Source organism: Streptomyces sp. CB02056, assembly GCF_001905545.1.
Classification (GTDB): domain Bacteria; phylum Actinomycetota; class Actinomycetes; order Streptomycetales; family Streptomycetaceae; genus Kitasatospora.
This window is the reverse complement of sequence record NZ_LIPD01000007.1, coordinates 116,472-135,752: the sequence shown is the minus strand read 5'-3', so window position 1 is coordinate 135,752 and position 19,281 is coordinate 116,472. Positions and strand designations below refer to the sequence as shown.

Annotated in this window: 20 protein-coding genes and 2 pseudogenes; 7 read left to right on the top strand and 15 right to left on the bottom strand. The window is 72.0% G+C overall.

Annotated elements, in window-relative coordinates:
- Positions 1 to 3: 3 nt before the first annotated feature.
- Genes AMK13_RS19620 through AMK13_RS19600 form a run of 5 tightly spaced genes read right to left on the bottom strand, consistent with a single transcriptional unit; the run spans position 4 to position 4,469 of the window.
- Positions 4 to 1,419, bottom strand: coding sequence for an SCO6880 family protein (locus AMK13_RS19620; RefSeq protein WP_338016316.1), 1,416 nt, complete (start codon positions 1,417 to 1,419; stop codon positions 4 to 6).
- Between the two features lie 29 nt (positions 1,420 to 1,448).
- On the bottom strand, positions 1,449 to 2,894 hold the full coding sequence (locus AMK13_RS43565; RefSeq protein WP_074003416.1) for a hypothetical protein: 1,446 nt from the start codon (positions 2,892 to 2,894) through the stop codon (positions 1,449 to 1,451).
- Positions 2,891 to 3,700 (bottom strand): hypothetical protein, encoded by an 810-nt coding sequence (locus AMK13_RS19610; RefSeq protein ID WP_074003415.1) that lies wholly within the window; start codon positions 3,698 to 3,700, stop codon positions 2,891 to 2,893. The genes AMK13_RS43565 and AMK13_RS19610 overlap by 4 nt, the downstream gene beginning before the upstream one ends.
- Position 3,701: 1 nt before the next feature.
- Complete coding sequence (locus AMK13_RS19605; RefSeq protein WP_049650094.1) at positions 3,702 to 3,986, bottom strand: hypothetical protein; 285 nt, start codon at positions 3,984 to 3,986, stop codon at positions 3,702 to 3,704.
- Between the two features lie 3 nt (positions 3,987 to 3,989).
- Positions 3,990 to 4,469: a hypothetical protein gene (locus tag AMK13_RS19600; RefSeq protein WP_143204579.1), complete on the bottom strand. Its 480-nt coding sequence runs from the start codon at positions 4,467 to 4,469 to the stop codon at positions 3,990 to 3,992.
- A gap of 158 nt (positions 4,470 to 4,627) precedes the next feature.
- Here AMK13_RS19600 and AMK13_RS19595 point away from each other — a divergent pair, with 158 nt between their 5' ends.
- Positions 4,628 to 5,653, top strand: coding sequence for a C40 family peptidase (locus tag AMK13_RS19595; protein ID WP_241852955.1), 1,026 nt, complete (start codon positions 4,628 to 4,630; stop codon positions 5,651 to 5,653).
- A gap of 29 nt (positions 5,654 to 5,682) precedes the next feature.
- Here the strand turns inward: AMK13_RS19595 and AMK13_RS41090 are convergent, their stop codons facing one another.
- The 3 genes from AMK13_RS41090 to AMK13_RS19580 are packed head-to-tail and all read right to left on the bottom strand — an operon-like array spanning position 5,683 to position 8,940.
- A complete protein-coding gene (locus tag AMK13_RS41090; RefSeq protein ID WP_143204578.1) occupies positions 5,683 to 6,816 on the bottom strand; it encodes a hypothetical protein in 1,134 nt (377 codons plus the stop codon).
- A gap of 16 nt (positions 6,817 to 6,832) precedes the next feature.
- Positions 6,833 to 8,563, bottom strand: coding sequence for a relaxase/mobilization nuclease domain-containing protein (locus AMK13_RS19585; protein WP_074003413.1), 1,731 nt, complete (start codon positions 8,561 to 8,563; stop codon positions 6,833 to 6,835).
- The gene (locus AMK13_RS19580; RefSeq protein ID WP_143204577.1) at positions 8,560 to 8,940 is read right to left on the bottom strand and encodes a hypothetical protein; all 381 of its coding nucleotides are present in this window, start codon (positions 8,938 to 8,940) and stop codon (positions 8,560 to 8,562) included. The genes AMK13_RS19585 and AMK13_RS19580 overlap by 4 nt, the downstream gene beginning before the upstream one ends.
- A 208-nt stretch (positions 8,941 to 9,148) precedes the next feature.
- On the opposite strand from AMK13_RS19580, the gene AMK13_RS19575 reads away from it, so the two are divergent.
- The 3 genes from AMK13_RS19575 to AMK13_RS41085 all read left to right on the top strand — a co-directional run bounded on the left by AMK13_RS19575 (position 9,149) and on the right by AMK13_RS41085 (position 11,954).
- Complete coding sequence (locus tag AMK13_RS19575) at positions 9,149 to 9,478, top strand: hypothetical protein (protein WP_074003411.1); 330 nt, start codon at positions 9,149 to 9,151, stop codon at positions 9,476 to 9,478.
- Positions 9,479 to 9,660: 182 nt separating this feature from the next.
- Positions 9,661 to 9,879 (top strand): hypothetical protein, encoded by a 219-nt coding sequence (locus AMK13_RS19570; protein WP_074003410.1) that lies wholly within the window; start codon positions 9,661 to 9,663, stop codon positions 9,877 to 9,879.
- Between the two features lie 1,358 nt (positions 9,880 to 11,237).
- Positions 11,238 to 11,954: a hypothetical protein gene (locus AMK13_RS41085; protein WP_079272299.1), complete on the top strand. Its 717-nt coding sequence runs from the start codon at positions 11,238 to 11,240 to the stop codon at positions 11,952 to 11,954.
- Positions 11,955 to 11,967: 13 nt separating this feature from the next.
- Here AMK13_RS41085 and AMK13_RS41080 read toward each other — a convergent pair.
- From AMK13_RS41080 to AMK13_RS19535, 7 genes and pseudogenes are all read right to left on the bottom strand, one after another.
- A pseudogene (locus AMK13_RS41080) lies at positions 11,968 to 12,180 on the bottom strand (MBL fold metallo-hydrolase); the annotation flags it as partial.
- A gap of 240 nt (positions 12,181 to 12,420) precedes the next feature.
- Positions 12,421 to 12,816, bottom strand: a complete 396-nt coding sequence (locus AMK13_RS19555) for a hypothetical protein (protein WP_143204576.1) — start codon at positions 12,814 to 12,816, stop codon at positions 12,421 to 12,423.
- A gap of 100 nt (positions 12,817 to 12,916) precedes the next feature.
- A pseudogene (locus tag AMK13_RS45000) lies at positions 12,917 to 12,985 on the bottom strand (hypothetical protein); the annotation flags it as partial.
- A complete protein-coding gene (locus AMK13_RS19550; RefSeq protein ID WP_074003407.1) occupies positions 12,985 to 13,686 on the bottom strand; it encodes an AMP-binding protein in 702 nt (233 codons plus the stop codon). The gene AMK13_RS19550 and the pseudogene AMK13_RS45000, both read right to left, overlap by 1 nt.
- Positions 13,683 to 14,912 (bottom strand): thiolase family protein, encoded by a 1,230-nt coding sequence (locus AMK13_RS19545; RefSeq protein WP_074003406.1) that lies wholly within the window; start codon positions 14,910 to 14,912, stop codon positions 13,683 to 13,685. The genes AMK13_RS19550 and AMK13_RS19545 overlap by 4 nt, the downstream gene beginning before the upstream one ends.
- Entirely contained in the window at positions 14,909 to 15,841 is a 933-nt protein-coding gene (locus AMK13_RS19540) for a fumarylacetoacetate hydrolase family protein (protein ID WP_074003405.1), read from the bottom strand. The genes AMK13_RS19545 and AMK13_RS19540 overlap by 4 nt, the downstream gene beginning before the upstream one ends.
- 52 nt (positions 15,842 to 15,893) lie before the next feature.
- A complete protein-coding gene (locus tag AMK13_RS19535; protein WP_074003404.1) occupies positions 15,894 to 16,685 on the bottom strand; it encodes a cyclase family protein in 792 nt (263 codons plus the stop codon).
- 140 nt (positions 16,686 to 16,825) lie between these two features.
- On the opposite strand from AMK13_RS19535, the gene AMK13_RS19530 reads away from it, so the two are divergent.
- The 3 genes from AMK13_RS19530 (at position 16,826) to AMK13_RS19520 (ending at position 19,247) form a co-directional block, all read left to right on the top strand.
- On the top strand, positions 16,826 to 17,434 hold the full coding sequence (locus AMK13_RS19530) for a TetR/AcrR family transcriptional regulator (RefSeq protein ID WP_074003403.1): 609 nt from the start codon (positions 16,826 to 16,828) through the stop codon (positions 17,432 to 17,434).
- Between the two features lie 46 nt (positions 17,435 to 17,480).
- Positions 17,481 to 17,795 carry a hypothetical protein gene (locus tag AMK13_RS19525; protein ID WP_074003402.1) on the top strand — a complete coding sequence of 105 codons (315 nt, stop codon included), beginning with the start codon at positions 17,481 to 17,483 and terminating at the stop codon, positions 17,793 to 17,795.
- A gap of 111 nt (positions 17,796 to 17,906) precedes the next feature.
- Positions 17,907 to 19,247: an MFS transporter gene (locus AMK13_RS19520; RefSeq protein ID WP_079272297.1), complete on the top strand. Its 1,341-nt coding sequence runs from the start codon at positions 17,907 to 17,909 to the stop codon at positions 19,245 to 19,247.
- Positions 19,248 to 19,281 lie beyond the last annotated feature (34 nt).

Here is a 19,281-nt window from a genome sequence, read left to right as displayed (position 1 = left end):
TCCCTACTTCACCAACGGCTGGTAGCCGATCGGCAGACCGGCCGCGAACGTGGACGCCTGCGCGCCGTAGGCGGGGCGCATCCGGATGCCCTTCGTCGCCTTCACCGCGCGTTCCAACTCCTGCCGGGCGTCGGGGAGTTCGGCGGCGGAGCGGGCGGTGGCGGTGACCCTCAGCGTCCATTCGACGACCTGGGCGCCGCTCGCCGCCTGGTGGGCGGCCTGCTCGGCACGCTGGTGGTCGGCCTTCTGGCTCCACCTCGCGCGTCCCCGTACCTGTGCGGTCGCCTGCGCGCGCTGTTCGGCGTTGGAGATCTCACGTTCCAGGACCGCCTCGCCCTCGTACGGGTCGAGCACCCGGTAGGAGAGGGTGACGCGGCGCTGGAACCGCCCGGGGCTCAGCAGCGGCAGCAGCACGCTGTAGGGGATCGGGCGGCGCGGCATCTCCCGCAGCACCCAGCTCACGGAGACAGCGCCGTCGTGCGCGTAGGCCTCCAGCAGGTCGTCGGCGGCGACCGGGCCGCACTCACCCCAGGTCAGCTCGGCGAAGTCCTCGTCCCGGGCGTCGAACACCGCCGGATCGTAGGCGGAACGTACCAGGCGGCGAAGGTCGGTGGGCGTGCTCCGGCGCACGATGTCGGTGCCGGTGCCGTTCAGGTCGAGCGTGTCGACCACCCGGAGGGCCTCGGCCACCTGCTCGGCCAGGTCGGTCGGTGGGTTCGCCCCCGCGGTGGGGTCGACGATGACGCTCATCCACGGTGCCACCGAGGCGGTCGCGCGCGGCGTGGTGCGCACGAGTTCGTCGATCGTGTCGAGCGCCAGGCGCGGGGCGTCCGGTCGACGGCGGTCCTTGACGTCGTCGGCGAGCGCTTCGCCCGCGCCCGGGGTGATCTGGACGGTGACGGCGGCGCCCAGGATCTGCTCGTCGGTACTCATCGCGTCCAGGACCGCGCTCCAGCTGCGCAGGTTGCCGCGTACCGCGCTGGTGGTGGCCATGAGCGTCCCGCCGGGGGCGAGCAGGGTGGTGACGGTCATCGCTCCGCTGGACCGGTTGTGGACCACCCCGACCGGACGGCCCGTGGTGGGGTCGTGGGCGGCGATCAGCACGGAGCTCGCCCCGACGCCGGGCAGGTCCAGCGCGTAGGGCTGCGGCAGAAGGACCTGGCGGTAGGAGGTGCTGCCCGAACGGTCGGCATGCCGCCAGGCGAGCACGGCCCAGTAGTAGGCCAGAGCCGGCATGCCCTGACGGCGCGCGGCGGCCAGCCCCGCGAGGGTGATGGTGAGCGGCATGGTGACGAGCAAGGTGCCGGGGCAGCGGGCGCCGACGATGCCGTCGGCGATCAGCACGACGGCGGCCAGGATGGTGGCTTCGCGCGACATTCCGGCGAGGCCGAAGCTGCGCCGTGTACGGAATCCCTGCACCCTCAACCCGTCCGGGACTTCAAGCGTGGTCACAGGTGTCCTCCGTTTCCGATCTCCCCGGCACCTCGTTGAACGGCCTGGTCGAGTCCGTCCAGGACCTGGATCACGGGGCCCGCCCCGGTCGCTACCCCGGCAACCCCGGCGGCACCCGCCGCACCACCGGCTCCCGCCGAGCCCCCGGCACCGGCTGCGGAGCTCGCACCGTCTCCCGGGGCGGTCGGGTTCGGGACCAACCCGGCACCGGTACGGGAGGCCTGAGCGAGGGCGTCGCTGCCGCCGTCCTGTTCGTCGTCGGCGGCCTTGCCCCTGGATCTGGCCTGTTCGACGCGCTTGGCGTGTTCCACGGCTGTGGTCGGCTGGCTTCCCCCGGCCCCCTCGGCCCCGCTTCCGGCGATCTCACCGCTTCCGCGCCCCGCCATCGCACCGATCGCACCCATGGCTCCGACAGCGCCGGAGCCGGCCATGCCCGACCCGAGCTCCTCGCTCAGGGAGGCGAAGATCCGGGTGAGCGGTCCGGGGGCGAGGATGCCGAGCATCAGGGTGGCCAGGCCGCGCAGCCACGCGGCGAAGCCGTCCGACTTACCGAACTCGGTGAAGCCCGCACAGATGATGACCGCGAGGACGGGTTTGTAGGCGATGCCGACGAGGATCGAGGAGATCAGCTTCGTCACCCACTTCTGGGTGGCGTCGCCGCCGACCCGTCCGGCCCCGGCGATCGGCAGCAGCAGGCACTGGATCGGGATCGCGCTGTTGCGCAGGAAGACCAGCATGAGCTGGACGAAGCCGACCAGGATGAGCACCACGGCGCCGCCGGCCACGATCACGGGGTTCACGATCCCGTTGGGAACCATGGTGGTGATGATCTTGTCGAAGGCGGTCGTGTCGTCATGGAAGACGCCTTGGACCAAGCCGTCGGTCAGCGCGTCACCGGCGGTGAGCAGCAGCGCCACCAGCGATACGCCGAAGACGCTCAGCATCGCGTTCTGCCCCCACCCCGAGGCGGCCCGCAACAGGTGTTTGGCTTGGCCGGTGACAGCCATGCGCCCGGCCTGCCACATGAATCCGAACACGGAGATCAGCAGGCCGAGCCACGCCATCATCCCGGCCAGTACGGCGTTCCCGTTCCACAGCCCGGTGTTCTCCAGCTTCAGCGACGGTCCCTTCAAAGCGATCGTCAGCGTCGCCGCCATGAGCGTTCTGCAGAGTTCGACCGCCGCCTTGAGCCAGTCGCCGACGGCGGACTCCCAGATGGAGTTCCACTCCTCCTTGACCGCCTTGTCGGTGGCCTTCCCGGCCGACTCGCACCAGTCGGTGTCGAAGATCCGTCCGACCAGGCCTACAGCGGTCTGCTCGCAGCCGAAGTCCACGATCGAGCCGACGACGCCGTCGTCCGCGGCGGCCGGTGGCGCGATGGCCGTGGTGCTGCCGAACACGACCGCCAGGGACAGGAGGACGGCGGCGATCCGACGCCTCACGACGCCTGCCTGATCGCGGTCCAGCCTGCCGCGTTGAAGGCGGCGTCGCCCGGCGCCGCGATGGGCGGCTTCCGGTCGGCCTGCGCCGCCGCGTCCTTGATCGCCTGTCCCGACAACTTCCAGTCGCCGTCCTGCCAGACGGCTCCGAGGATCCCCACGCTGTAGACCGTCTTCTCCGCGGCCGTCTCCCCGGCCTTGTCGGTGACGTTCATCAGTACGTAGGCGGTCACCTGGGCGGGGGTGACCTGGATGGGCTTGACCCCGATCATGACGGTCCGCATGAACGCGCCGCCCGGCAGCGGCCCGCTCTCTGGCAGTCCGAGGGCTCTGCGGGTCGCGGCGTCGGCCCGCTCCGCGCCCTGGCGCACCTTCGTCTCGGCCGTCGGGGACTGATCGGCGGGCAGCATGTAGGCGCTGTAGACGGCGAGTTGCTGCTCCGCGAGGGTGCCGGCGCCTTCGACGTCCATCGCGGAGGCGGCCACCATCATCCCGATGGCGCCGTCGGTGGTGTTCGGGAAGCCGGTCTCCCGACCGTTCGCCGCCTTTCGCGCACCCCTCGGCGCGGCGAGCCAGCGCTCCGGCTCGGTCCAGGTCGGCGGGACGCTGTACGTGGGCGCCGGCTGCGGCGCGGTGGTCGCCGCCGATGGCGACGACGTGGACGCCGGGCCGGCGTGCCGGGCCGCCGGAACGTCGTCGTGACCGGCCAGGGCCGCGTACCCGGTGAGCCCGACCACGGCGGCCAGCATGGCGCCCGAGCCCCACAGCACGGTCCGGGACAGGGGCAGGCCTCCCCTCGACTTCCTCATGTCAGCCCGCGATGCCGTTGAGGATGGAGATCAACGAGCCGGCCAGCAGGACGGCCGCCACTCCACTGCCCATCCACTTGAACGGCTCGGACCCGCCGCCGTGACGGGACTTGTCGGACATCGCGAGCTTCCACACCCCGACACCGGCCGCGACGACACCGGCCAGGAGCAGGATCCACAGGCCGTAGCCGAACAAGGTGCTGACGGTGCCCTCCATTCCCGGGATCTTGGTCGGCTTGGCGGCGGGAATCAGTCCCGAGTTCTTGGGATCTTCGGCGAGGAACATCAGTCACTTCCCTTCCATCTGGGTGCGCAGCCGGGCGGCCGCGCGCGCCACGGCGGCGTCGGCCAGGGCGTCTTCGGCACGTGCGACCGAGCGAAGCGCCGGCAGGTAGGGCAGGAACACCGTCCCGGCGAGACGCCCGCCCAGGGCACGGAGGCGGTAGCGGGCCGCGGCCGCAGGCTTGGCGGGGACGTCGGCCACCACGACGAGCCACGGCTTCGGAACGGTGTCGGCCGGCCAGCTTCGGACGATCGCCTCCACCTGCACGGTGCCGTAGACGGTGCTGGGAGCGACCAGCACCGGCTGGACGCCGTACGGCACCGGTTCTCCCGGTCCGAGCCCGCGGGCCGGTAGGCCCCGTCCGTCGCCGCCGTTGAGCATCTGAAGCACCACGGCGGAGGCGATGTCGTATCCGTGAACCGGCATCAGCCCGTACGTCGGGACGGTGCGTGCCTGCTGAACAGGTACCACCGGATCGGGTGCCACGTCGCAACCTCCCCCAGCAACTCGCGTTGTCAGAGCGGCCTTTCGATCAGGAGCGAGGAACTGATCGTTTGACCACGTGGCGTAACGCCCCTGGCGGTACCGAAGGCACGCCCATCCGCCCATTCGGGCCTATAGACGCACCTCACAAGGGGGTCTCCGTGAAGAAGGGTCCGGTCTGCTGCGCGGTGCTCCTCGTGCTGCTCGGTGTGGTCGTCGCGGCGTTCGTTCCGGTGGTGACGGCGGGAGCCGCCGGGACGGGCAGGACACCGGTCGCCGGGCTGCCCGAGGAATACCGGCCATGGGTGCTCAAGGCCGCTGAAGCCTGCCACGACCCGGCGCTGACAGCCGCGTTGCTCGCGGCCCAGCTGTTCGAGGAGAGCGGCTTCCGTGCCGACGCCCGCAGTCCGGCGGGCGCCGAAGGGCCGGCCCAGTTCATGCCGGGTACCTGGGCGACCTGGGGGAGGGACGACGACCGCAGCGGTACGGCTTCGCCCTTCGAGATCGGAGACGCCGTGATGGCGCAGGGGCGGCTGATGTGCAGTCTGCTCGGGCAGGCGGCCGCGTCCGGCATCGCCGACGACCCCCGTCGTCTGGCGTTGGCCGCCTACAACGCGGGGTGGGCCGCCGTGGAAGCCAACCGAGGCGTGCCGCCCTACGCCGAAACCCGGCGCTATGTGGCGGACATCATGGGCAGCGTGGCCCGCTTCCAGGGCACCGGCCCGTTCTCGGAGATCACGGGCCACGGCGCCGGCGCGGACGCCGCCCGCCGGGCCGCCACCCAGCTCGGCGTGCCCTACAGCTACGGCGGCGGCAGCCCGACCGGCCCCGCCCGGGGCTACTGCGACGGCGACGGCGGCTACCGGGACGGACAGTGTCTGGCCGGCGTGACGGTCGGCTGGGACTGCTCGGCCCTCGTCCAGTACGCGTACTGGCCCGCCCGCCGGCTCCCCCGCACCGCCGCCGAGCAGTACTCCGCCACGGCGGACCGTCCCGTTGCCCAGGCCGAACTCCGGGTAGGCGACCTGCTGTTCTGGAGACACGGCGGCAACGGCCACGTCTACCACGTGGCGCTCTACATCGGCGACGAACACATGATCTCAGCGCCGAAGACCGGCGACGTCGTCAAGAGGGCCCCCGTCACGGACATGCCCGCCTCCGACTTCGCGGGCGCCACGCGACCGTAGGAGCTGTGTCAGAGCGGGGCTTGGGGCGGCTACCGGGACCGTCCGGCGGTGGGCTTCGGGATGGGAGCATGGTGGGCGGTGCGTTTGGGGCTGGGCTTCGCGCCCCGCGTCCATGACGGGGGCTGTCCCGCCGTGGCCGAGGAGGCCCGGGCCGCGTCGGTCACCACCGTGGCCGCGGTGACGGCGTCGTTCGCCGGCCTGCGCAGTGCGTCGGCGGTGGCCTGGACGAGGCGGGGCACGAGGTAGGAGGCGGGGCCGGCTTCCCAGCCGCGATCACGCATCAGCCGCGCCAGGTGCTCCCGGACCGGCTTGCCACCGTCCTGCATGTGCGCCATCCGGGCGGCCAGCAGCGGCCACGGGCGGGAGTTCACCAGCAGCGCCGCCTCACGGTCCCGGCCGGGCAGCGCCTCGTAGACCCAGCGTACGAAGGAGGCGTTCTCCGCCTGGCTCACACCCAGCTGCGCCAGCGCCCTCCGGCGGTCTCCGAGGTCGAGATCCCTCGGTAGGTCCAGCCCTACCGTCAACGGACCGTAGGAGCGTACGGAGTCCCGGCTCGGCCCGCTCGCCCGCCGCTGAGCGGCGTCGAGCCCGCGGTCGACCGCCTGCCCGACATCGGTCCCCTCGGCATAGGCGGCCGCCAGGATTCTTCGGACGTCGACGCCCCGTTCCAGCAGTTCCTGCATCGTCGCGGCGATCTCCGGCCAGGTGGGGGAGGCCAGGATCGCCTCGCGCACCGGGCCCGCCGGAAGGGTCTCGCGGAGCAGCCCGGCCCACTCCTGGGTCTGCTCGGCCGTGATCCGCGCCGAGTCGGACAGGACGGCATCCCGCACCGACACCGCGATGTCCCCGACCCGCGGCAGGAAGTGCTCCAGGTCGACACCGGCCCGCCGCAAGGCGACCAGCTGCTGCGCCATGATCGGCCAGTCCGGACCGGACATCAACATCCAGGCGACATCGGGGGCGAGCAGGGCCTTGAGATCCCCGGCCGCCTCGGTGAGCGCCAGGTCGGTCGGCGGCAGCGGGTGCTCCCGCCCCGACCTCCGCTGCGCCCCACGGCGGACCGCGTCCGCGACCGCGAGCACCAGGCGCACCGCCGCCGTCGACGTCTGTACCGCCTCGCCGACCGCCTCGGCGAACGGTTCACCCGGGTAGGGCATGGTCATCGTGATCTCCTGTCGCTCAGCGGCCCCGTCTGGGGCCTTCCGCACCGTTGCCGGGAACGCGATTCGTCTCGGCCGAAGGACCGGCGGTCTTCTTGGCGCCTGCGGTCGGTGGCGCGGTTGTCGCTGCCCGCGTATCCAGAGCCTCGCCGCGAGCGCGAGCCCAGCCGTCCAACCTCCAGACGAGAACCTGGGCGATGGACTCCGCCGAGCCGAGTTCACGCCGCGTGGCGACTGCGGCGAGAACCGATGAGGGGTCGAAGCCCAGTCGCTCCAAGGCGATGAGGCGCCTGCGCAGGACAGGCCAGGCGGGATCCACGAGCACCGCCGACGCATGACTGGGCAGCGCCCTCGTCACGACGTCGGTCAGTAGCGACGATCGGCTGGGCACCGGTGAGGCGGGCCCCGGCCGTCTCGTGCGTGACCGAGAGCTGGTTTCGACGGACGCTCCGGTGCTCAGCTCCACAGCTTCCAGGAGCGACCGGCCGGTCCTCCTCGCCGCGTCGGCCTGGAGACGGTAGCCCTGTTCCTCGTGCCAGAGCTGCGCGGCCGTGACGGCTGCGACCAGGGCCAGGAGGAAGCCCAGGAAGGCGGCCGCGTCGTTGTGCCCGGCCGACCTGGCCGACGACACGAGGAGGCGGGCCGAGGACCGAAGGAGCATTCGCGCTTCGCCGTCCAGGTCGCGTCTGCCCGGGGCTCTGGCGGCCCGCTCGAATTCCGCCGCCGAGGCTCGCAGGTTCGGTTCGACCAGGGGAGGTGCGGCCGCGGACATCAGGACGAGAAGGTCGCCGAGCGCGGCGACGTCGCCGGCCCCTGCTTGCCGTCCGCCGGAGCCGAGCGAACCCGACGCCGTGCTGAGGTTGTGCTGGAGCGTCTGCCAGAACGCATGCGGCGGCACGTCCGGCTCCGGGATCGGTACCTGCCAGCGCTCGCGGACCCGGGGGAGCGACAGGTCGTAGGCCAGACTCGAGCCCGCGAACCACACGGCCCGGTCGCCCCGGTCTCGGTCGCCGGGGAGCGCGACCGTGTAGCCCGTCGGGGCGCTGCGCCCCGGGCCGGAACGCTGCGCGACCCGCAGACCGGAGGACCGGAGCCGGGCGAAGAAGTCGTCCTCGCCGGCTGCGGCCGCCGCTGCCGCACGGACCGTTCGCTCAAGCTGCTCACGCGCACTTTCGGGCAGGTGACGGCGCGAGGCCTTTCGCGTCTCTCCCGTCGTCGGCCACCGCTTCGCGGTCCGATCCCCCGACGTCAGCCGACGCAGTCCCCACCGCACCTCGAACCGTCGGGCGAGCTGTTGCATCCGCACGATGTCCTGCCGCAGATTCGGCTGGATCCCGTCCTGGCGGACCTTCGTCGCGACGATGTGGATGTGGTCGCCAGCATGCCGGACCGCCACCCATCGGCAGCCCCATCTGTCGCCCTGCGGGGCGACACCGGCGGCGCTCATCATCGCCCGGGCGACCGAGCCCCACTGCTCGTCCGTCAGGAGCGGATCCTCGGGTGCCAGACGCACCGCGACGTGGTAGACGAGTTCGGCCGGGATGGTGCCCCGGGAAGCGTGCACCGGAGCGTCCAGGAGCAGCGCGAGATCCCCGACCGTCGTCTCCGCCGACCGCGCGGGGTCGGGCACCCATGACGCCCAGGCGGCGACCATGCGCGGGTCCTCGTGCTCGTCCCGCTTTCCGGGGCCGTACAGGTAGAACAGCAGCCCGGCGGTGTCGTTTCCGCCCTTCGCTCTTTTGGGGATCACCAGCGCGACGCCCGCTCCCGCATCAGCTGCAGCGTCGCGCGGTCGACTCGCCGAACGGCCTCTTCGATGAGGCGCGTGCCGGGCTCGCCGTCGCAGGGACCGGTAGGCCCGGCCGACTCGCCGATTCGCACCAGCTCGCCGCGCGATCTGATGAGCTCCGCCAGCACTTCCCGGGCATCCGCGGATACCGGCACGAGCTGGGACTTGGCCACTGCCAGTGCCTTTCGGGCCACCCACGCGGACACGGCCATACCGTCGCGTTTCGCGGCCTCTTGTACGATCGTCAGCTCGGCATCGTTGTACGCCAGATTCACCCGGTTCGACCGCGGCGACTGCATCTGCCGTTCCCGTCGCCGGGCGCCCTCCGTGGCACTCACCGTCGGTCCTCCTCGGTTCCGCTGGCCGGGGGTTCGGGCGGCAGGATCGCAGGTGTCCCTGGCCGTGCCGCCCTGCTGCGCCACCTTGCTTGGTCATCGAATTGACGGCCAGCGGATACGCCGGATTGGCAGCCGGAAATCACCGACACGGGTGAGGCGCGCGGGAAGATTCGAAACCGTCGGGGGCGGTGGCTCTACGATCCGCTGCATGACGAGGGAAGACGATTTTCTGAGGCGAATGCGCGAGATCCAGGACGACCGCGAGAAGGCCATCGTGCCGCTCGCAGCCGTCATGGCGGAGCGAAAGAGCCTGAAGGACCAGCTGGCCGAAACCGAGGTCCCGTACGGGAGAGCCTATGCAGCCGCCGAGGCAGCCGGTTGGAGCACGGAGGAGCTCGCGAGGCTGGGTGCGGAGGTGCCGGCGCGCCGCCCCAAGGGCAGGCCGCGGAAGCATGCCCTGGCCACCAGGACCACCGTGCCGGGCCCCTCGTCCGGCGACGAGGAGAGCCTCGACGACGCAGGCGTACAAGCCGGCTGAGCAGCGGCGTAGACATTCACGGCCGGTCGGTGGTGAATGTCTATAGCGAGTTAGTGGTCATTGTTCCATCGACTCTGAGGCGAACCTTTCGGGCGTTCAGCCGCGGCAACCCCTGCCACTGGGACGAATACGGTGTCGTCTTCCTTCTCGGACAGTCAATCCCGAGGCTTGGGGGGTAGGCGTTGCGCCAGAGCGGAGGTCCACCGATCGCTGGGTTCGCGAGTCGGCTACGAGGACTCGGCCACGGGGTCGCCGCCCAGGAGGAGCGCCGGGACCGGCCGCACCACCTGTTCGCCGAGGCTGACACCCAGGACAACATCCGGGGCACCCGTTGGGCCGCCCTTCAGGCCGTCGTGGAGTTCGAGGACTACTTCCGCACCGTCAAGGCCCCGAGGCCCTGACCGGGCAGGAGCACCGCGCCAACCTGGCGATGACCACGCTGCTGCACGACCAGAAGGGCCCGCTCAAGGATGCGACGAAGGCCCTGCTGCTCGCGGCCCAACCCCCGGCGGCGCCCCGGCCGACCGCCAGCCGCTCCACATCGTCTGGGCCGCGCCGCCGCCCGCGCGGCCCCACCTTCCCTGGAACGAGGAACCGTCATGTCCGACAGCAACAACGCGCCCGTTGCCGTCGAGGCGGCCGACCTGGCCGACTTCGTGGCCGGTGCGCTCGGGCGCGAACCGGCCGGTCGGATCGCCGTCGCCGAGTTCGGCGACCCCCTGCGGGTGTACCTCGCGGACATCCCGGAGGGCCGGTGCGGTCGGCCCGCTCGTCGGCCTTCGCCCGCGCGTTCATCGGCGACATCGCCGGGATGCGAGCCACTGGCTGCGGGCAGCGCGATGTCGCGCTGCTCATCTACGCCCGTGACGGCCACGGCTTCAAGGACGTCCACCCCTGCAGCTCCGTGTGGCTCAACCTCACGGTCGTGTGCGAGCGGCGCGGACTGAACGTCGTCGCGAGCCAGTTCATCATTCCCACCCGGTGGTGGGGCCTTCCGTCCATCGGCGAGACCGGTCCGGGGGAACGCCTCGCGTTGTCGCGCGGCGGACGGCCGGCAGGGCCCCCACGGTCGGGGCGTTCAACCGACGCAATGCGGCCGGTCGATCCGACAGTATGTCGGCTTGACCGGCCGTTTTGCTGTTCGGATATGCCGAGGGCTCCTCACGAAACCGTGAGAGACCCTCGGCGTTTGTGCTGGTCAGGATGGGTGTGTGGGGTGGGGTGAAGGGTCAGGGTTCGGTGCTGTGGCCCCTGGGGTCCAGTTGCCGGGGTTGTTGGGGGTGTAGCGGTTGGTGGGGCGGCGGCGGGCGGGCTGGGGCGGCGCTGGGGCGGCACGATCCACGTGGTCCCGTCCGGCGCGCGGTGGATGCCGTCCGCGTCCCCGGTCGCGTTTGCGCGGTCCCCGCCGGTACCGGGTGCCGGCCCGCCCGTGCCGCGGGTGCCGGCGCCGGGGTGCTGCCTGGCGTCCGGGGCGGGGGCGTCCAGGCCGGTTCCCACCCCCGTCGCACACCGTAGTCGATAGGGTGCGGAGCATGATGATCCGGGGCGGACGGTGGGCGGACGCCACCACCGAAGTCGAGGCCCTCGTCGATGTGGGTGATCCTCGTCCCCGACGGAACCGTTCGCACACCCCCGCGCACCCGGCGCAGGCACCGGCGCACCCGGTGAGCCAGGTGTCCAAAGCCGGCCCGGGTTCCGTCGAGACGACCAGGGTAGGCTGCCACCGAACGGGCAACAGACCGGCGGGCGGTGAGTGGGAATGGGCAGCGACGACGGGGACGTGAACGTCACCAGCCGGATCCATGAGAGCACCGTCCACGGCGGCGTCGTCCAGGCCGGTATCGCCAACTTCCATCCTCCTCAGCCGCCGCCCTATCGACGGGCCCTCTGGATCGGCCTGCTCGTCCTCGCCGTGCTGGTGGGCCTCGGATCGGGCCTGCTGCTCGTCCGGGGGCGGCAACAGGACGCGAACCTGGGGCAGGACGGCCGATCGTCGGCGCCGCCCGCCTCTCTCGCGCCCCTGGCTCCCTCGTTCCCGACGCCGACACCGACGCCGACATCCGAAGAGCTGTTCGCATCGGTCCAGTGGCACGGGAGGCTGACCCTCGGCGCCGAGGCCAGGAGCGGGACGACGAACTCCGGGTACGAGCTGGACCTGATGCCACCGCGGAGCGCGGACGGCGGAGACCTCTCGGTCCACTGCGCCGAGAAGTGCGACGCGAACAAGGTCTCGGGCAAGACGGTCATCCCCTGGACCGGGTCGGAGGAACCCAGCCGTGAGGACTGCGTGAGGCAGCTCAACACCCCCCCAGGGGGGCAGAGCATGACCGTGCGGGCCGGATCCATGGCGTGCTTCGGGACGGCACAGATGCGGGTCGGCTACTTCACGGTGCTCAGCGCCGGAGGCGACGGCCCGATCGCCCTGGACGTGACCGTGTGGGGTCTGCCCCCTTCGGTCCTCGAATACCACCCGTAGGCGCGGTCCGCCGTCACCAACGGACCGCGCCGAAGTCCACGGGCCCGGGCCGCGGCGTCCGGCACCGCCCGGCGAGCGCGCGCAGCCGACGGTCCGCCTCCTTCGCGGGCATCCGGCGCTGGTCGCCGTGGCCGGGCAGCAGCGAGGCGGCGAGCTCCTCGATCGAGCACCAGGTCACCGACTCCAACACCTCGACGTCCCCGGTGGTGCGGGACCAGTACAGGCTGCAACACGGCGTCCACAACCAGCCGACGCGGGAACTTCAGCCGACGGCCCGCCCGGCGCGGATCCCGAACCGGCAGCAACGGCTCGATCACCGCGCACTGAGCGTCCGTCAACGACGAGTCGTAGGACGGCTTGCATACACAGGCACACATAGCGGTGATCTTCGCGGACACCTCGACCGCGGAGATCACCGCCAGCAGATCACGCCATGCAGCCGATCAATTACCCAACACTTTCTCAGTCAGTGCCGTCGACTGCTCTCGACGGCGGTCGGGACGACCTTGCGCACGTGATCCGCGTCGAAGGCCCGCGGGGAGCTCTTGAACCCGGCCGCCGCCACGACATCGGCACGGGTCACCTTTGCTGGGCCCAAGAGCTTCGGCTTCTTCGGCTTGATGCGTTTGGGCCGATACATCGAGGGGTCCGCCACAATCTTCCGGGCTCTCTTGATCGCGGAGGTGCGGTTCTGCTGCCGCGTCTCCTTACAGAGCAGGCGAACCAGGTCCTCGCGCCTGAACACTTCCTGGCCCGACAGCGAGCCTGGTGGCCGGCCCTTCGCCAATGTGTCGTACTCCTCCAGAGCCGCCCGAATGCGTCGGACGGCAGCCCTGGCGGCTGCATGCTCCCAAGGCTTCATGGGTGCTGAGGCTACGCTCGCCCAACTGCCCAGAACAGGGGGTGCGGCGGCGGACGGTGTGGGAGCGGTCGGCGCAGGTGACCTGGAGCTCGACCTGACGGCTGGTCTGGCGGGAGGCGCGCAGGCGGGTGCCGAGCTCGCCTGCGAGATCGAGGAGGGCCCGGCGGATCAGGTCCGGCTCCAGGATGTCGCGCTCGAACCGGCGGGTCGCGGCGATCGCGGCGGGCGGTCCGCCGACGGCAGGCCGGGTGCGACGAGGAGGCCGGCGGCGTGGGACATGGGGGTGGTGATCAGGAAGTGGGTGTCCGGCGGCCAGGCCCAGGTGGAGCAGGCCCAGGCGTTGGCGAGCAGGGAGCGGTCGCACAACATCACGCCCTTGGGCTCGCCGGTCGTGCCGCCGGTGTAGAAGAGGTACAGGGCGGGGCCGCGTGGGTCGCCGGGGCCGGGGGCGGTGTCGGCGGCAAGGCTGTCGATTTCGGCGAGGGTGACCGTTCCGACGCCCTCGGGGCGGGCGCGGGAGGCGAAGCGGGTCTCGTCCACGACCAGGCAGCCGGAGGCGCTGTCGCGCAGGACGGTCCGGTCGGTGTCGGCGGTGGCCAGCGGGTGCAGGGCGGTGTAGCGCAGTCCGGCCAGGCAGGCGGCGGCCATGACGGTGAACGCCCGCGGGTCCGGGCCGCACAGCAGGGCTAGTCCGTCGCCGGGTGCGAGACCCAGCCGCCCGAACGCGGCCGCGGTGCGCTCGATCCGGTTCGCGGTCTCACCGTAGGTCCAGGTGTGCTTGGCCCCGTCGTCGTCGGTGAAGCGGAAGGCGGTGCGTTCGGGCCGTCTGCGCAGCGCGGAGAGGATCAGGTCGGCGTAGCCGGGGCTCATCGGGCTCTCCCCAGGATGGTCACGGCGGCGACCGCCTCCTCGATTCCGTAGAGGCCGCCGCCGTTCTCGGCGATGGCGACGCGCGCGCCGGGGACCTGGCGCTCGCCGGCCCGGCCCCGCAGCTGGGTGACCAGTTCGAAGACCTGCGCCAGCCCGGTGGCGGACACCGGGTGGCCGCGCGATTCGAGTCCGCCCGACGGGTTCACCGGAAGGGAGCCGCCGAGTGCGCTCGCGCCCGAGGCCGACCAGGGGCCGCCGTCGCCGATCGGGCAGAAGCCCAGGTTCTCCACCTGCTGGATCTCGCCGAAGGCGGTGGCGTCGTGGACCTCCGCCACGTCGACGTCCTGCGGCCCGAGTCCCGCCTTCTCGTAGGCGGCGAGCGCGGCCCGGCGGCCGATGTGCCGTCCGGCGTCGTCCGCCGCCCGGTCGGTGCCGGACAGCAGGACGCTGCTCAGCACCGCCACGGCCGAACCGTCGTGGGGGAAGTCGGCCCTGGTCACGACGACGGCGGCGGCGCCGTCGCTGACCGGTGAGCACATCGGCACCGTCAGCGGCCACGCCACCCGGCGCGCCGCCAGGACCTGGTCCGCGGTGAACGGCTTGCGGAAGTGGGCCCAGGGGTTGTGGACGGAGTGTGCGTGGTTCTTCGCGGCGACCGCGGCCAGCTGGGCTTCGGTGGTGCCGAAGCGCTGCATGTGGGCGCGGGCCAGGGAGGCGTAGATCTCCATGAACACCGAACGCTCGCCCTCGGGGACGGACAGCTCGGGCGGCAGGGGCTCGGACAGGGCGGCGAGCGCGGCGAGGGCCTCCTCGCGGTGGGCGACGTCCATGGCTCCGTCGAACACCGCCAGCCCCTGGGCGGGGTCGGCGCAGACCAGCTTGTCCACGCCGACGGCCAGGGCGACGTCCGACAGGCCCGCCCGGACGTGGGCGATGGCCAGCCACAGCGCGGTGGCACCGCCCGCGCAGGCGTTCTCCACGTTCACCACGGGCACGCCGGCGAACCCGTGCGGGCGCAGCGCGACCTGGCCGGGGATCATGTGCTGCCCGTCGATGGCCTTCTGACTGACCGTGGCGTGGAATACCGCGCCGACGTCGGCCGGGGTGAGTCCGGCGTCGCGCAGCGCCTCGTGGGCGGCCTGGCCAGCGAGGTCGCCGGCGGTGCGGTCGAGGTGGCGGCCGAAGGGGGTGGCGCCGACGCCGAGGACCAGTGCTTCGCGGTTCATGACACCACCCGGTTGCGCAGGATGCCGAGGCCGGACACTTCGAGTTCCACGGTGTCGCCGGGTTCCAGGAAGCGACCGTGTTCCAGCCCGCAGCCGGTGGGCACGGTGCCCGAGCCGAAGACCTCGCTGGCGTGCAGCCGGGTCGACCGGGAGGCGAAGACGATCATGTCGGCGAAGGTGTGGTGCATGTCGGCGGTGGTGCCGCGGCTGACCTCCTCGCCGTTGACGCGGGCGGTCATGGTGAGCTTGTAGGGGTCGCCGACCTCGTCGGCGGTGGTGATCCACGGGCCGAGGACGTTGGCGTCGGTGAAGTCCTTGCTCTTGCTCAGGCCCAGGCCGGTGGCGATCTCCTCCAGCTGGGTGTCGCGGGCGCTGAAGTCGTTGAAGACCGTGTAGCCGAAGATGTGCGCGGGGGCGTCCGCGGCCGTGATGTCGGTGCCGCCGCGGCCGAGCACGCAGGCGAACTCCAGCTCGTAGTCCCGCACCGAGGAGTACGCGGGCCAGGTGATGTCGCTGTCGTGGCCGGTCACCGAGAGCCGGTTGGTGAAGTAGTACAGCGGGCGTTCGAGCATGATGGCGGGCAGCTCGACCTGGTCGGCCGGGATGCCCTCGATCCGGGCGCGGGCGTTGCGGAAGTGGCCAGGGAAGGCGCCGAAGTCCCGGATCTGCACGGGCCGGGGCAGCGGGGAGAGCCAGCGCACCTCGGAGGCGGCGGCCACGGCTTCCTCCGGGGCCTGTTCGGCGAGCCGGTCCAGGGTCCGTCGTACGGGGTCGCCGCCCTCGACGATCAGCTGCATGGTGGCCAGCGCGGGGGCGTGCTCACCGGTCGTCAGGTGGTGGGCGCGGTCGAGCAGCAGCAGGCGTGCGCCCCGGTCGAGGACGAGGGCGGTGCGCTCGGCGCCCTCATGCTCCACGGTTGCGAGTTTCACGGTGGGTTCCTCTCCTCAGCGGGGTCCAGCAGGGGTCCAGCGGGGTCCGGGCTCAGACGAAGGCGACGACGCGGGCCGGGGCGGCGCTCGCGCGGGCGATCTTGATCGGGAAGAACGCCACCCGGAACCCGGACGGCGGCAGTGCGGCGAGGTTGGTCATCTGCTGGACGATGAAGACCTCCCGCTCGCGGCCGGCCCGGTGGCCGTCCCACAGCACGGAGTTGTCGCCGCTCTCGTGGAACTTGCGCGCCATCACGGAGAAGCCCAGGTCCCAGCCCCCGGCGTCGGTGCCGAGCACCTTGGCTCCGAGGCCGGCCAGGAAGAGCGTCGACTCGTGGCTCATCCCCGGGTAGCGGAAGAACTCGGGGTCGGACAGCCCGTAGCGCTCCTGGCCGGTGCGCAGCAGGATCGCGCCGCCGGCCGGGACCGGGGCGCCGTTGTCGGCGAGGGCGGCCTCCAGCGCCTCGACGGTGATCGGGGCGTCGAGCTCGCAGCGCCCCCGCAGGTCCAGCACGAGCGCCTCGCACCACAGCTCGTCCAGGGCGATGTCGGTGATGGTGCGGGCCGGCTTGCCTTCGCAGGTCGAGCCGTAGTGCAGCGGGGCGTCCACGTGGGTGCCGAGGTGGGTGTTGAAGTCGGTCAGCGTCTCCGCGCCCCAGCCCTCACCGTCGGGCAGGTCCTCGACGCGGCAGTGCAGGGCGGCGGCGAACTGCTCGCGGCCCTCGCCCGCGGGGTGGGCGTAGGCGATGGAAGGCGCGATCACCTCGGCGAACGGACGCAGCTGCTCGGGGAGCAGCTCGCGGTCGGCGGGGTCCAGCGTCCTGGTCAGGTCGATCAGTTCCATGATGACTCCCCTTGGTTATTGGACGTTCAGCATAGAACTGGACGTTCAGCATAGGCAAGCGGTCGCCGTCCCGGTGCCAGCCGATCGGCGTGACAGAATCGGCCGCGTCAGACGGCCATGACCTTGGGAAAGGACGCCGCGTGGGTGCGACCCGCAAGCAGGAGATCTCCGCCGAGACCCAGCGCCGGCTGGTGGCCGCCGCCTGGGAACTCGCCGCCGAGGGCGGAGCCGCCGCGGCGTCCGTCCAGGCCGTGGCGGAGCGCTCCGGCATCAGCCGGGGCTCCGTGGCCTGGCACTTCGGCTCGAAGGACGGGCTGCTGAAGGCGGTCGTCGAGGAGGCGTTCCGGTGGGGCGCCGACTTCCTGCGCGAACGCCTCGCCGCCGCCGGGCCGGGCGCCGGTGTCGAGGTGCTGATCGAGGCGAACTTCGCCCTGATGTCCCGGCCCGAGGCACGCATCTTCTCGACGCTCCTGATCGAGGCGGTGAGCCGCGAGTCCGCCCTGCGCGCCACCTACGCCGAGGAGTACGCCAAGATCCGCGTCCTGTACGCCGACCACCTGCGTGCGACGGGCGCGCACGTCGCCGACCCGGAGGCCGTCGCGGCAGCGCTGCTCGGCGGCACCCTGGGCGTCAACATCCAGCACCACCTGGACCCGGATCTGGACCGGGCACGAGCCGTGACGGCGATGACCGGCATCTACACCGACGCGCTGTCCGGCATCGGACCGCACGCCCCGTCCGGCGCCTGACCCCCGCCTGGACGGGGGAGGCACCTTCGCGGCTGAGGAGGACGGCTTGCCGGGCGCGGCCGGTGAGGTCGCCGAGTTCGGCGTACTCCACTGCGGCGAGTTCGGTGGCGGTCCCGGTGAGGACGGCGTCGGTGAGGTCCGCGTCGCCGATTGCGTGCAGGGCACGGCCGGCGCGCTGGGCGGATTCGGCCAGGAGGCTGTATTCGACGTCGAGCATGCCCCCAACGAGTTTGTCGAGCAGCACCTTCTGAAGCTGGAACCGGCCGGCGCCGTTCGCGACGCGGGGGTGGCTCGCCGAGCTCGAAGTCGGTGTCGTCGAGGGCACCGAGTCCTCATCTTCCGGAGCGCGTCCACCGGCTGAATCCGGTGAATCCGGTGAATCCGGTTTCCGCGACCCGGTCGACGCCTCCCGATTTCGCATGTTTGAATTGCCCGGACGTGTCGGTGGACGCCGACCGGGACGGGGGAGGAAATGGCCAGGGCACGGAGGGTGGAAATCGATGCCGGCGCGGGTGGCTCAATGGCCGTCGAGTCGAATCGTTCCATCGAGCGGACAAATCCGTCGGCCCGGCGTGATTTCCGCTGGTACTGGCTCGGCCAGACCGCGAGTGTCGTGGGCCATCAGGTGGCGATCTTCCTCTTCCCCACCACCGCCATCGTCCTGTTCGACGCTTCCGATGTGGGCGTCGGTCTGCTGAATGCGGCGGGCACCGCCCCGTACCCGGCTCTGGCGCTCTTCGCCGGCGTCGCGATGGACCGTCGGCGGCGCAGGCCGGCCATGATGCTGTCGACCGTGGGCATGATGCTGGCGCTCGCCGCGATTCCGCTGGCCGCCGCCGCGGGGGTGCTGGGAATGGCGGAACTGTGTGCGGCGGCGCTCCTCGCCGGTTCGTTCGGCGTCCTCTACGACGTCGCCAACCAGTCGCACCTGCCGACCCTGCTGCCGAGGGACATGCTGCCGCGGGCGAACGCCAGGCTGGAGGTGTCGACCTCGCTCGCCATGCTCGGCGCACCGGCCCTGGGCGGTCTGCTGACTCAGTTCCTCGCCGGTACGACGGCCCTGGCGGTGGTCGCCGCCGGTTTCGTCATACCGGTCTTCACGCTCATGAGGCTTCGCACCCCGGAGCCTCCGGCGCCACGGCGGCAGGGGGGTTCGATGTCCGCCGAGATGAAGGAGGGGGTCGCGGCATTGTGGCGGCACCCGCTGCTGCGTGCCACGACGGTGGCCGCCGTGCTGCGGAACCTGGGGAACGCGGCCGCCTCGACGGTGTCGCTGCTCTTCGCCTACCGGGCCCTCGGTCTCCCGCCCGGCACCGTCGGAGTGCTCTTCACCCTGGTGGGCCTCGGCGGGGTGGGCGGCGCGTGGATGGCGGACCGGATGCTGGCCCGCTTCGGTCTGGGCGCGACCCTCGTCACGGCCTGCGCCTCCGGAGCGGTGTGGGCCGCGGCCCCGCTGGCGCTGTGGTTGCCGGCCGTTCCGACCCTGGTGGTGGTCGGGGCGGCGGCCTCGGTGTGGGTGCCGGTGTGGAACGCCACGATCACCACCTTGCGGCAGTCGGTCACCAGGGCGGATCTGCTGGGCCGCGTGCACGCGACGTCGCGGACCATCAACTTCTGCGCGATGCCGCTCGGGGCCCTGCTGGGCGGGGTGGCCGTCGATGTCCTGGGCGGCGCCATGGGCCCGGAGGCCGGTACGGGGTGGGCACTCGTGCTGACCGGGCTGGCGTCGGCGGCCGCGACCGTCGTGTTGCTCCGCTCCGGGCTGCGTTCGGTGCGGGAGGTTCCCGGCGCGGGGACCGAGGGGGCGGCGTGAGCCGCCGGCGGCGGAGGCGCCGGGTACGGACCGG